The organism is Deltaproteobacteria bacterium, assembly GCA_022340465.1.
GTDB lineage: Bacteria > Desulfobacterota > Desulfobacteria > Desulfobacterales > B30-G6 > JAJDNW01.
Genome location: JAJDNW010000018.1, coordinates 23,123 through 35,815, shown reverse-complemented (window position 1 = coordinate 35,815; position 12,693 = coordinate 23,123). Strand labels below are relative to the sequence as shown.

Genomic DNA, 12,693 nt, shown 5'->3' with positions numbered 1-12,693 from the left:
GGCTGCGACGTCACCACTGTCTGAAATAATAGCGGTTTTAAGACCGCTGCTGCCCAGGTCCCAAGACAGCACATATTTTTGTAAATGCAATTCGCCCATGTTTTCTTTTTGAATCTGCCAGGCTAATCATCCGGTTGTTCCAAGCAATCGTCCTGGTATTCAATCATGATATCCCTGATCATCTCCATGTCATTGTGCTCGATCATGGCTTTGGATCCCTGTCCACCGTACAGAGCGCCACTCTTGGCGATGCTGCGGGCCGGTTTTTTAGCATAGGCCACCGCCTCTTCAAGGTCCTTATCGAACTCCTCGGCAAGACCCGGCTGCGTCTGGGGGCCGGTGACGCACATATGGATGGCGCTGGGGTATTGCTGACCGTTGAACCGCCAGCCGCGATCCTTCATGAAATCGTTGAGGTGGTAGATGTCAAAAACGTCCGATGTGAAAGAGAAGCAGAATGTCGGGCTGCCCATCAATCGCAACTCCGGATGCCGGGTCACGGATTTCTGCATGCTAAAGGCTGTCTCGAAAATCCTGCGCGCCCGCTTAAGATATCCCTGTTTACCCAGTGTGACCATGACCGCCCAGGTAGCTGCCATGATTCCGCCTGAGCGGCTGCCACCGATACCGGGAGAAACATATGTCCCACCGACCCATTCCGGATTGGTGGTGTACTGGTATTTGCGGATATTCTTGTCGCGGTATACCACGACAGATGTCCCCTTGGGGCCGTAGGCATATTTATGGGTGTCTGCGGAAATGGAGGTAACACCGGGAATGCGGAAATCGAAAGCCGGGATGTCATATCCCAGCTGTTCCCCCCATGGCAGGATGAATCCACCCAGGCAGCCGTCAACGTGAAGCCCGATGTCGTGCTTCAGCGCCAGGTCTGAAAGCTCATCAATGGGATCGATGGTGCCATAGGGATAATTTCCGGCCGATCCCACCAGCAAGATGGTGTTGTCATTGACATGATCCTTCACAAAATCCATATCCACCAGGGTGGTCTGCGGGTCCACCGGTGCCTCGATCAATTTGACGCCGAAATAATGCGCTCCTTTGCGAAACGCGGTATGGGCCGTATGGGCCATGATCATCTCCGGCCTGGTAATGCCCCGCTCATCACGAAATTTGTTGCGGTGGGCCAGTACGGCGCTGATGATGCTGTCCGTACCACCGGTGCCGATAACACCGCAGGGCCTGTCATGGGGATGATGATCTTTGACGGCCTGTGCATTGAGGAAATCAAGGGTCATGGCAATGATCTCTGACTCGAATTTGGTCTGGCTGGGGCACAGGTCCCGCTGCAGAACATTGACATGGGTATACAATTCAAAGGCCCGGCCGATCATCTCGAAAATCTTGGGATCGCCGCCATACATGGTACCGGAGCATTTCCCGTTCTTCCACTTGGCGTCTTCCTCCTGCGCCATTTCCTTCAGCTGGCTGAAGATAAGGTCCTGATCCATCCCCTGGTCCGGCATGGCTTTAATATTGCCGTAGCGCTTTACATAGGGATACTCCACAAAGGAATCCACCAGACGGGCCGATTCCAACCGGTCCCAGATTGAATCGACTTCATCCCGGTCAATATCGAATACGGCCGACAGGGGCGCCACTTTTTCCTCGCGAACAAAGGTCGGATCGGAATGGGCCGTCTCGATATCCGTTCCCCGGTTGAATTTCAGTTCCTGGCGCAGGGTCTCCTTTCCGATTTCGAACAGCTGGTTCGCACTGATATTAATACCGTAGCGGCCTTTGATCAGGCCCCGCAGGTAAATCAGGACACGGGTCGGATCGCTGGGCGCAGCCAGGATGCACATTCCAAGGGCATCTGCCATGGCACAGAAAATCTGCGTCTTGAGCGAGCGGTCTACCTGTCCTTCCGTCCCCTGTGGATCTTCGTAGGAAAGCCCGGCCGTGTGATCGGCCCCCTGCGGGCTGGTGAAGTAGGTGACGCCGGTGGTCTTGGTAACCCTGGCATCGTGGGCAGGCATGGACTGGCCCTTGAAGGCCGGTATCCTGTCTACCCCCAGGTAGGTGGCCGTCTCGACAACACCGTTTCCCAACACGGCACCGAATTCCGTGCCCTGTTCAACCTCCTCCAGCAGCTTGTAAACGCCATCGGCATCACCCATTTTGAACCGGCCGGCAGAAGCTGCCACGCCCAGGGCGCTGCCCAGTTCGATGCTGTCGATGCCGATATCGTCGACAATTCGGTCGAATCTTGCGACGACATCCGGGTCGGTAATACCCAGATTGGTACCCATCAGGGCGATGGTTTCATATTCAAAACTGGAGGTGACATGGTTGCCGTCTGCATCGTTGAAAACCATCGAGCAGCCGATGAGGCAGCCCGGCATGCAGGGGTCCATGGAACCGCCGCGTTCCTGCACCAGCTTGAGCAAGGCTTCGCCGTTGATGTTTTCAACCCCCTCCAGAGGCTCGCTGCCGTAATTGAGCGCCGGCATGGAACCGATGTCGCGAAGTGCATCGATGATACCGGGAGTGCCCATCGTGCTCATCTCCTGGGTCTGGTGATCTGTTTTCACCAGCTCGGCAAACTGTTGCAGGGTTTTGCGGAAGTGGTCTTTATCTTTTAAGGCGACGCGCGGCGCCCCTTTGTCATCGATCACAATAGCCTTCAGCCCCTTGGCCCCCATCACGGACCCCAGGCCGCCCCGGGCGGCATGCCGTGAACATCGCCCATCCTTGTCGGTACAGGTGATGGCGGCTGATTTCCAGCGCCGTTCACCACCCAGACCGATGGATATCACGGTGACGTTCTCATTGGTTTTATCCCGAAGCCGCTCAGCGGTGTCCGTGTTTTTAAGGCCCTTGAGATCATCCGCTTTCTCCAGTGAAAAATTATCGGGGCTGAGGTGCAGGACATACATGCTGTCGTCTGCCGGGCAGCCCTCGATGATGATTGCACGGATGCCCAGGCGGTCGATTTTCTGCCCGGCCGGACCGCCGACGTTGGACTCCTTAATACCGTGCGTCAAAGGGCTTTTGGCACCCATGGACAGTCTTCCCAGGGACGAGGCGTTTGTGCCTGCCAGGGGGCCCGTGGCGATGATCAGCTTTGCTCCTTCCGACAACGGATCAACACCCGGGGGAACCTCCTGGTTGAGAATTTTCGCGGTCAGACATCTGCCGCCGATCAATTCCTGTCCAGTCGGAATTTTTTCCGCTGTGACCTCCAGTCGGGTCATGTTCACACGTAAACTATTCATTTTTAACTCCCTCTTCAACCATGGTGGATTCTTTCAATCGCGCTGCTATAAAGATTTCGATGGGGATGACCGCGATCATGAACAGCAGAAAGGGCGTCATGGATCCGTCCGCCGACCTGAATGCATCCATCCCGAAAATATAAATGATACCGGAAATTTGACCGGCCAGTACCAACAAGCCCTGGGACGTGGCTTCCGGCGCCGGGTAGCAGATTTCAGCGCTGTACTGATAAATAATCGGCCCGACGCTGAGGAAGAAAAAGCCGAAGAAAAAGCCGGAAACCAGCAGCAGCGCGTAACTGGTTGTGAAGGACATTCCAATCAGTGTCGGCAGTGAAAGTACCGCACTCAGGATCACGAAAATCTTGCGTTTCCGTATCTTGTCAGATATTGGCGGCACGACAATACAGCCGAGGATACCGCCAATCATGATAATGCCGCCCAGGTTTCCGGCCTGTACGATGGAAAACCCACGGGGGGCGATTATCTGCTCGATCCAGGTGGTGACAGCGTTGAACATGCCAAGGCCGAAAAAGAAGATGATCAGCAGAAATATCATATCCTTTTGTTTGAAAATATGTTTCAGCCCGTCAAACACCAGAGTCCGTTCGGTGTCGACCTCGGCCGGCGGCGTCGGCGGCTTCTCCTTGACAAATACCAGGTAGGCCACGGCAAAAACGAGTGCCAAGCCACCGTATATTTTCAGCATCCCCGGGATCCCGTATTTGATCGTCAAGGAGGGCGTCACAGCCAGTCCGGCCATAATTCCGACAAAAAGAAACAGGGAGGCAATGCCTGCTGCCGTTGCCCGCTCTTCCAGGGGAAACCAGCGGGCAGCCATGGCTGTCATGGAATTGAGCACAAACGGTTGGGCGACAGCGATCCCGATCATCGAAACCAGTACCCAGGTGAAGCTGTCACCGCCGAATCCACGCGTCATGGCAAAAATGCCCGTCAGAACGACTCCAAATCCGACTCCCTTGCGGATTCCAAATGTATCAATAGCCCATGAGGCCGGGATGGAAACAAACAGGTAAACGATCATAAAGACCATGGACAGAAAACCAATCTGCAAGGCAGACACCTGATAAAACGCGGCTGCTTCGCTGGTGATCGGGGCAAAGGTGATCCAGAGCATCTGCATGATGCACTGCATCATTGAAAAGAAAAAAAGCACTACCCAGCGATATTTATAAACGGTAAAGGTCTTATCTCCCATTTTTCTATCCTCCTGATCGTGTTATTCGCTGTTACGCATGATTTTTCGGATTTCTTTACATATTATTAAAATGGACGCTACAGTTTTCTTCTATTTTGTGTTCAATAGTTTTAAAAAATCATTGAAATCAAAATCGTATTGAAGATCTTTTTTTGAGAAAAGGCTGGACATCAGCGATAGCCCTTCAAACACGGCAATGACAGTCAAACTTATCTTTCTGGCCTCTTTTTTTGAATCGACGATGTTGCTGATATCCGAAAAAAGGGTATCTCTCCTTTCTCGATACATACCTTTGATCTTTTTCATCACGTTGGGATTGTAGAGCGCATGCGCCCAGATTTCGATAAATATTCTTGCGTACTCTTTGTGAAATGTAAGTTCATCCAGCGCCCAGTGACATTTCTCATTGATTGAATCAAGATCAGCAGCGGATCTTACATTCTCTTCTTTTAGGAATTTATCATAAAAAATATCGAATTTCTTTTGAGAATAATCGATATATTCGAGAAGAATATGCTCCTTATTTTCAAAATAATAATGCAGAGCGCCATGGTTCAACCCGGCTTTTCGAGCAATATCTTTGATTGAGGTTTTGTGAAACGGTTTTTCAAGAAGGCACTGGTGAACAGCGTCCAGGATTTGTTTCCTTCTTTCGTCTCTAACCGTTTTTCTACCCATAATGGGATATCCCCTTCCACACAAGATATTGGATGGAAAACGATAATTTAATTATGTCGGTCGGCTGACATATATGTTCGTAACTAAATTCCCCAATCATGTCAAGAATATAATAGATCAATGTGCGAACCAAAGATTACATTTCGGGGCACGTTATCGGGATGTTAAAGCCGTGTCGACAACTGAAATTTCGCAGATAAAAACACCGGCAAAGCAAAGGATAATTCTTTACCAAGTACCCCGCATTTGAAAAGTGTGACGGTGTGTTAGCTCCCACAAAATCATGTTAACTTATTGTTTTCAATTATTTAATGCGTTCTGTTACAGAACCTTCAGTATTGATGATTTAGGCAACAGCCCGCAACGATTTAACCATTCTCTACGGTCTTGTCTAAAAAAGATCATCCAGTTCCATTTCTTTCAACGTTTCAGATGTCGGGCCGCCGGTACGCTGATCCCATCCCAGGAGTTCATGAAGATCTTTTTCCAGGGCGTCAACATCCACAGAGATATTTTTCAAAGGTCCATCGTTTAGCGGGGGGGTGCCGACAGCTCTCGGTGGCAATTTCGAATCAGCCTGGGTCACGCCTTCACGGATGTTAAAGGCTTTTCTCAAATTCAGTATTCTCTTTCCTGTTTTGAAGTAGTCATCAGCGGTCAGATCCCAGCCGGTGACCGCGTTTAAGAAGTCAACGATCGGATAATGAATGGTGTCAGGTCCAAAGATGCAGACACCGCAACCGTTGATGATCTGGGTGTAAATGCTTGTCGCCGTGGTGATGCTGACTTTTTTACGCTGTTTGGTTTTGGCCGCTTTAACCATCCGTTTGACCTCGGGGAACTGCTCCTTTCCGCTGCGCAGGTCCGCATCGACATAACTGGCGATTGTATGGCGTCCAGGCGTGGGCTCTATTTGATACATCAATGCCCAGCCGGGATCGTTTCTTGAATCATGCATGGGCAGTTCTTGACCGCCTGCATGCATGGCATACCTTTCAGATTCCGCGCCGATTTTTTTTACGGCCACCCTGACACCGTCGGCCAGCGTGTCTCCAAACCCCTCCCGCTTTATGATCATGTCAACCAGTTTGATGATAGCGTTTACATTGCCCCAGGTCAGTTCCAGTCCACCAGTGGTCTCAGCGTCAATCAGGCCGTTTTCAAAGCATTCGATGGCATATGCCACGGTTCCACCCGTGGAAATGGTGTCAATGCCTGCACGGTTGCACATCTCGTTGATTTCAATAATCGCATCAAGATCTTCATTGAGCACCATGGCACCGAAAGCAGCAATGGTTTCGTATTCGGGCTTGTGGCCTTCAGATCCCTGATATGGCCCGGACAGGACATCGACCTTGCCTCCGCAGGCAAGAGGGCAGGACTGGCAGGCGTACCTCTTCTTCTGACGCTTGATTACCGTCTCACCCGCCAGTTTTTCAATGCTCTCGAAGGTAAAGTCCGTGGACGGTGTCCCCCCCCAGTTCTTAACCGGCGTGTCGGCAGTCATGCCTGAAAACATCGTCAGCCCCGGTGTTCCCCATTTGCCGAAGATAAGCTTCAAATTGCCGTTTGTCGCCGGTGGATTCAGGGGTGACTTCGCAACGAGTTTGCTCAAAAAATTGAGAAACCTGACGGCCAGTCTATCTCCGAGATTGGCATCTTTCTTAAATTCATTCAAAAAAGTTGCATTCAAATCCTTCACGTCACTTGGGCGGGCCACGGATATCCGAGTGGATCCTTTAAAAGAGACCGCCTTTAAATTCTTGCTGCCCATGACCGCTCCGAGTCCCGAGCGGGCAGCGACACGCGCCTTATCCGTCACAATGCCGGATATCAACGAAAGCTTTTCTCCGGCCATGCCGATAGAGGCGATTTGAACATTTTTTGTTCCTAGTTCCTCTTTGATGGCCGTCTCGGTATCATTGATGTTCTTCCCCCAGAGCAACGACGCGTCTTTTAGGTCCACATTATTGTCCGTTATATGCACCCAGGTCGGTTGCGAGGCCCTGCCCGTGAAAAAAACGGCGTCATATCCGGTACGTTTGATTTCCCTGGACAAAAAGCCGCCGGCATTGGCATCGCCCCATCCACCGGTCAGTGGCGATTTGCCAACCGCCATGAACCGTCCGGTAAAGGGCAGTCCGCAGCCGGTTAACAACCCCGAGCAGAGACCCAAATGGCTTTCAGGTGCCAGCGCGTCTATACCCGTTTTTTGCCGCTCAGCGATGATGGCTGCGCCCAGTCCGTATCCGGTGAGATACTTTTTGTAAAAGCTATCGGGTAATTCAACCGTTTCCGTTGAGCCGTCTGTCAGATTCACAACCAAATATTTTCCCATAAATCCATTGCCCATATAGCCCCCGTTAAATTTGATTCTGCAAATTATGAATTCCTTGAATTCGATGCACTACCCCCCGGCCATGGGCCTCATGCAAAAAATGACATCCCCATTGTTGAGCTGATCTCTTAACTTTGCCGCGTTTCCATTAACAAACAATCTTATTGAACCGGTTTTACCTAAACCTATTTTTTTTATTACCTTCTCCAAGCGGATATTTTCCGGGACATCCAACCTAAGCCCAGCTTCGGGATCATAATTTTCTATCTTGGCAAGGGCGTCCAGCCCACCGTAGAGCTTAACCTTGATCTGAATGGTTGCCTTGGATCTGAACAACGTATCCTTTCCTTACTGTTAATCCTGTTTAATTTCCTATCTTTCCAATGCAGCTGACATCTGTTCAAAAAAAATGGGCACAATTTTAGTCGCTTCGAATTTGGAAAGTCCATTTTGCGCACAAAGGGTCTTAATAACTTCGAGCTTGTTTATGGGAATCCTCTCTCTAATGGGTGTTGGGCAGGAAATCTCAGGAAAACATACAACGGTGTGACCGTATCTGTCAAACCCGTGTGGTAATCTGTTTACAAAACAAAGATAAGGAGGCGCCAAAATGAGAACACAGGAAATATACGCAGATTACCAAGACCATTTTGAATATTTCGGGAATACGGCGATCGAACGCATCCGTATGCAGGGTGAAAATGTCATTAAACACGATTGGATCATGTTTGACACCGTTGATGAGGCTATGGAATTTTTCAACGAATGTTGCGATGGATTCGTAGGCTACATTGCCTGAGGTATGACTGAGCTTTAGACTTCTGCAATAATTTTCAAAGGATGGTAAACTTCTCAGCGGAAATGATGAACTTCAATCAGCTAAAAAGTGTGCCAACTATCAAAACAAGTAACCGACATTGTAAGTTCTCAACGGTGCTTTGATTCCTATCGAATTATGTTATTAACCTGGCAATTAAATACCTACCCTGTCATGCTGGACTTGATCCGGTATCCAGCACCTATTACTGGAATGAAAAATTGTTAAATTTTAGTCCTTAAATGGGCTCAGATTGGCCTTCTCCTTTACCGGGTTAGTCATCATACAAGGGACATCAAACTGGCAGAAGGCGCAGCCGACCGGATATGACCATTTCTCTTCGCCATTTATATACCGCAGGTGGCGTTTTAATATATATTTAAGCCTGCCGGTCATTTCTTCCTGGACAATCTGTCCATACAGGTAGCATTTCAATTTGTCATGCCCTTCCTCTGAGATGGCATCGCCCGGGCATCTCTCCGCGCATTTTTTGCATTTGCCATTGGCGTAGTATAAACAGTTGGCATAAGGATCATCGTTTTTTCTGGGTGTCACTTCCAGCGGCGCATCCGTGATGATGGAGGTAATCCGGATGTTGCAGCCGATTTCGCTAATGAATCCTTCATGCAGACTGAAGGTCCCCAGACCAGCCGCAAACGCTATATGGCGTTCGGACCAGGTGGCATAAATGTTGAGAGGATTTTCATTGACAATGATTTGAAAGGCAGGGCTACGCATGCCGGATGTCGCCTGAAATCTTTTTTCCTGAAAATAGCATACTGTCCTTTCCAGCACTTCATCCATAAACGCGTTGGCAAAATTGCGGCCCACGCTGTAAATTTCTGCCGGCATTTTTCGAGCAGTCTTGCTTTCTTCACGAATTCGTTCGACATAGGGAAAAATGATGGATACCGTTCGTAATCGTGCGGCAATGTCCGGATCATCCGGAAGTCCACTTTGCAGCCACATTTCTTCCGGCGTCAAATGCCCGGGTCCCACTACTTCCTTATATTTTAAAAAAATTGGATCGTCACCTTTCGCCACACCAATAATCGGCCTATCAAAAATTCGGCCCCCACCATATTGCTCCGGTAACCGGTTTAAAGAATTGGTCGCGAACAGCTTTTCTATAAATTGTAAAACGTCAGTATTCACCCATTGGCCCCCTTTTTCTAAATTCTTCAACAAAAATGAATTTTAGTACTAAATCACTCCGTTATCCTTAAGTTTTGAGATTTCATCGTTTGATAAACCGATAAGGCCGCCATAAATTTCATGGTTATGCTCTCCTAATCTTGCGCCCAGGAATTTTACCTTTCCCGGGAAGCGCAACATCTTCGGAAAAACGCCGGGTATTAGAATATCGCCTTTCTCAGGATCGTTAAAGGCCATTACCGCTTCGCGTTTGCGCATGTGAGGATCGTCTGCCAGATCAGCAATATTGCGGATAATATCTGCCGGTACACCGGCGTCGTCACAGATTTTCAACCCTTGTTCTGCCGTCAATTCCTTTACCCAGTTCGCAATGATAGCGTAGAGGGCATTTTGATTGACAATCCGGTTGATGGTGTTGTCGAATCGCTCATCTTCCAGCAGTTCCGGCTGCCCCATGGCACATGCCAGCTTTTTCCAGAGGCGTTCGGTGCCGGCATTGATAACCAGAATTCTGCCGTCCCTTGTTTCAAAGTCTTCAGCAGGTACAAAGTGGGGATTGCGGTTACCGGTTCGTTCACGAATGCTTCCGGTCATACTGTAATCCATTAGAGCGGCTTCCGAGCAACGAAAACCCGCCTCGGCCAAACTCAAATCGATGATTTCCCCGCCAGTTTGGTTGACCTCCCGGTTATAAAGCGCCGTCATCACACCGAACGCGCCCATATAGGCCGTCATGTAATCGATTTGGGCATAGCCGGTGCGCACCGGCGGATTATCCGGGTAACCGGTCACATAAGTGGTTCCACAAAAAGCCCCTATAGTACGATCAAAGCCGCCCTTTTTGCTGTACGGTCCGGTCTGCCCGTAGGCTGAAACCAGGGCTACAATTAAATTTTCATTGCTTTTATGCAAATCTTCCGGTCCGATATTCCACTTTTCAGCCTGGCCGGGGCGGAAGTTCAACAACACGACATCTGCCTTTTCGGCAAGTTTATGCGCGATCTCCTGCCCTTGTTCAGTTCTTAGATTCAACGTTATTGTTTTTTTATTGCGCCCTTCATTCAGCCAGATGGGGCTGCGGCCGTCAGGAAAAGCCAATTTGTGCCTCATCGGTTCCCCGACATCAGGCTGCTCAACTTTAATGACTGTGGCGCCAAAGTCTCCTAAAAATGTGGCAATAACCGGTGCTGCAATCAGTGTCGCGAAATCGATGACCGTTATCCCTTCAAGCGGCAATTTTGCCATATGGACTTCTCCTTACTGGTGTGTTTTATAACTCATGCAGATTTAACAGCTTTTTCTTGGTCGTCTTCGGTTCGAATTTTCTCTCAAGCTGACTTCGCGACCATGAAAGAGGTCCCTTTTAACGATAAAAAAGACAGGTTCTGAAATCAACGCAACTCACGGTAAAAGATTCCCCGGCCACGAAACAACCTGTCAAATCATCGCAGTCGGCGGGTTTAATATCGCTTACCGAGGAATCAGGGGCAGCAGAATATGGGTTTGATACCGGCTGTTATGGTAGACCGTCTGAAACGCGGTGGTTAATGTTTCTGCTTCGTGAGCCAGTTCACCGGTGTTCGGGTTGCGATCCCAACGAGGAAAATTACTGCTGGATATCTCTATCCGGATGCGGTGGCCTTTTTTAAATACGATACTGGTGGCCAAAAGATCGATGTCGTACGCAACGACCGAATTGGGGGTAATTAAACTCGGTTCAGCGGCTCGACCCTTACGGTAGCGGGCGCGGATGATGCCATCGGCGATATTGAAGGCCCTCCCGTCCGGATGCACATCGACCAATTTCGCCGTAAAATCAGTATCCGGGGCACTACTGGCAGCAAAAAGTTTGACGGACAAAGGACCCGTGACTTCAACGTCCTGCTCAAGAATATCGCCGCTGTATACCAGCACGTCAAATCGTTGCTCGAGAATCGTCTGGTCAACCGGACCGCGGTGATAATACAGCGGCAGGATGTGATTCCCACCCATAGTGGGTACGGGATTATTCGGATCAAAAACAAAATGATCCTCAGGTTCGTCGAGAGGCGGCTCGAAAGAGAGTTGGCCATCTCCGACAAGAGAATTGGCTTTGCCGGAGCTGTGTATGTACATCGGCGTGTATCTTGTCCTAGTCAGCGGCCATTCGTTTTCTCCGCGCCAGGCATTGTCGCCCATTACAAATATCTTGACCGGTGGTTCATCGTTAATATTATTCCTGATCCCTTTAAGCCAATAATCAAACCACTCCAGGTGAACTTCTGTCAGATTCGTTTTCAATTCCAGCAAAAGGGTAGAAGCGCCTAATCCGAAATTCAGTTCTCCCACCGCACCGGTTGTGCCGACGTGCGTCCAGGGGCCGATCACGATGCGCGTATTATCCCTTGCTTCCGGTGTTGCCGCCTCATTGCGCATGCGGGTAAAGTGCAGCAGATCATTCTGCAGCAGCAGATCATACCATCCGGTAAAAATCAGGGCCGGTACCCTGACACGATCATGCTTGTCAATCACTGTCTGCTGCTTGTGGTAATCATCATACAGGGGGTGCGCCAGCGTTTCATAAAAATAGGGGGCAAATGTGTCTCCCAGTTTCATTGCCTCGATATCCTGAAACGGCAACGCCCTGAAAACCTGCTCGATTCGATCGATGTTGGCAAACAGACTCATCAGTTCCGGAATCAGCTCGGGCGAACCCGCTTTTGCCTTCGTAATGCCATCCGGACCGAGGAGTAACAGCGTCCAGGCGATCATGATAGAAAGATCCAGCGCCCCTCCCCGATATTGGTAAAAATCCATGGCGGCAGCAAACGGGAAAATCGCCTTCAAGTGCGGGGGCTGCGTCACAGCCGCAAACCACGGCGTTGTCGCATAATAAGAATAGCCGAACATGCCCACATTTCCATTGGAATTGGGCAACGAAGCCGCCCATTCCACTGTATCGAATCCGTCATCGAACTCATCCCGATACGGAAAAAACTTGTCCCCGTCTGATTCCCACCGGGACCGAACATCCTGAATAATAACCATATAACCGGCCTGAGCCGCTTTTATCGGATCCATGGTCGTCTGAAAAACCAAGCTCATATTGGATTTGGCATAGGGCGTTCTGAGCAATAGGACCGGAAACGTGCCCGCAACGGCCGGACGGTATATATCGGCTCTTAACACGGCGCCATCGCGCATGGTGGCCGGAACGTTGGACTCAATAATGACATCAGGAATCTTTTGGCTCATTGCGCTATCTCCGTTC

Annotated in this window: 9 protein-coding genes; 1 reads left to right on the top strand and 8 read right to left on the bottom strand. The window is 49.9% G+C overall.

Translation table 11 applies throughout. The features are described 5' to 3' along the window. Positions 1 to 122 precede the first annotated feature (122 nt). From LJE94_03090 to LJE94_03070, 5 genes are all read right to left on the bottom strand, one after another. Positions 123 to 3,236 (bottom strand): aminotransferase class V-fold PLP-dependent enzyme, encoded by a 3,114-nt coding sequence (locus LJE94_03090; GenBank protein MCG6909094.1) that lies wholly within the window; start codon positions 3,234 to 3,236, stop codon positions 123 to 125. Then, positions 3,229 to 4,455, bottom strand: a complete 1,227-nt coding sequence (locus LJE94_03085; GenBank protein MCG6909093.1) for an MFS transporter — start codon at positions 4,453 to 4,455, stop codon at positions 3,229 to 3,231. The genes LJE94_03090 and LJE94_03085 overlap by 8 nt, the downstream gene beginning before the upstream one ends. 90 nt (positions 4,456 to 4,545) lie before the next feature. Then, the gene (locus LJE94_03080; GenBank protein ID MCG6909092.1) at positions 4,546 to 5,133 is read right to left on the bottom strand and encodes a TetR/AcrR family transcriptional regulator; all 588 of its coding nucleotides are present in this window, start codon (positions 5,131 to 5,133) and stop codon (positions 4,546 to 4,548) included. Positions 5,134 to 5,524: 391 nt separating this feature from the next. Next, the gene (locus tag LJE94_03075) at positions 5,525 to 7,471 is read right to left on the bottom strand and encodes an aldehyde ferredoxin oxidoreductase family protein (protein ID MCG6909091.1); all 1,947 of its coding nucleotides are present in this window, start codon (positions 7,469 to 7,471) and stop codon (positions 5,525 to 5,527) included. Between the two features lie 69 nt (positions 7,472 to 7,540). Next, positions 7,541 to 7,807: a hypothetical protein gene (locus tag LJE94_03070; protein MCG6909090.1), complete on the bottom strand. Its 267-nt coding sequence runs from the start codon at positions 7,805 to 7,807 to the stop codon at positions 7,541 to 7,543. A gap of 274 nt (positions 7,808 to 8,081) precedes the next feature. Here LJE94_03070 and LJE94_03065 point away from each other — a divergent pair, with 274 nt between their 5' ends. Beyond that, a complete protein-coding gene (locus tag LJE94_03065; GenBank protein MCG6909089.1) occupies positions 8,082 to 8,270 on the top strand; it encodes a hypothetical protein in 189 nt (62 codons plus the stop codon). A 249-nt stretch (positions 8,271 to 8,519) separates the two neighbouring features. Here the strand turns inward: LJE94_03065 and LJE94_03060 are convergent, their stop codons facing one another. From LJE94_03060 to LJE94_03050, 3 genes are all read right to left on the bottom strand, one after another. Further along, on the bottom strand, positions 8,520 to 9,443 hold the full coding sequence (locus tag LJE94_03060) for a hypothetical protein (protein MCG6909088.1): 924 nt from the start codon (positions 9,441 to 9,443) through the stop codon (positions 8,520 to 8,522). A gap of 48 nt (positions 9,444 to 9,491) precedes the next feature. After that, complete coding sequence (locus LJE94_03055) at positions 9,492 to 10,688, bottom strand: CoA transferase (GenBank protein ID MCG6909087.1); 1,197 nt, start codon at positions 10,686 to 10,688, stop codon at positions 9,492 to 9,494. Between the two features lie 225 nt (positions 10,689 to 10,913). Continuing rightward, on the bottom strand, positions 10,914 to 12,677 hold the full coding sequence (locus LJE94_03050) for a CocE/NonD family hydrolase (protein ID MCG6909086.1): 1,764 nt from the start codon (positions 12,675 to 12,677) through the stop codon (positions 10,914 to 10,916). Positions 12,678 to 12,693 lie beyond the last annotated feature (16 nt).

Bases quoted from the DNA above. Each gene is read 5' to 3' on its own strand.
- LJE94_03065 (MCG6909089.1), top strand. From the start codon at position 8,082: ATGAGAACACAGGAAATATACGCAGATTACCAAGACCATTTTGAATAT.
- LJE94_03050 (MCG6909086.1), bottom strand. From the start codon at position 12,677: ATGAGCCAAAAGATTCCTGATGTCATTATTGAGTCCAACGTTCCGGCC.
- LJE94_03090 (MCG6909094.1), bottom strand. From the start codon at position 3,236: ATGAATAGTTTACGTGTGAACATGACCCGACTGGAGGTCACAGCGGAA.
- LJE94_03075 (MCG6909091.1), bottom strand. From the start codon at position 7,471: ATGGGAAAATATTTGGTTGTGAATCTGACAGACGGCTCAACGGAAACG.
- LJE94_03080 (MCG6909092.1), bottom strand. From the start codon at position 5,133: ATGGGTAGAAAAACGGTTAGAGACGAAAGAAGGAAACAAATCCTGGAC.
- LJE94_03085 (MCG6909093.1), bottom strand. From the start codon at position 4,455: ATGGGAGATAAGACCTTTACCGTTTATAAATATCGCTGGGTAGTGCTT.
- LJE94_03055 (MCG6909087.1), bottom strand. From the start codon at position 10,688: ATGGCAAAATTGCCGCTTGAAGGGATAACGGTCATCGATTTCGCGACA.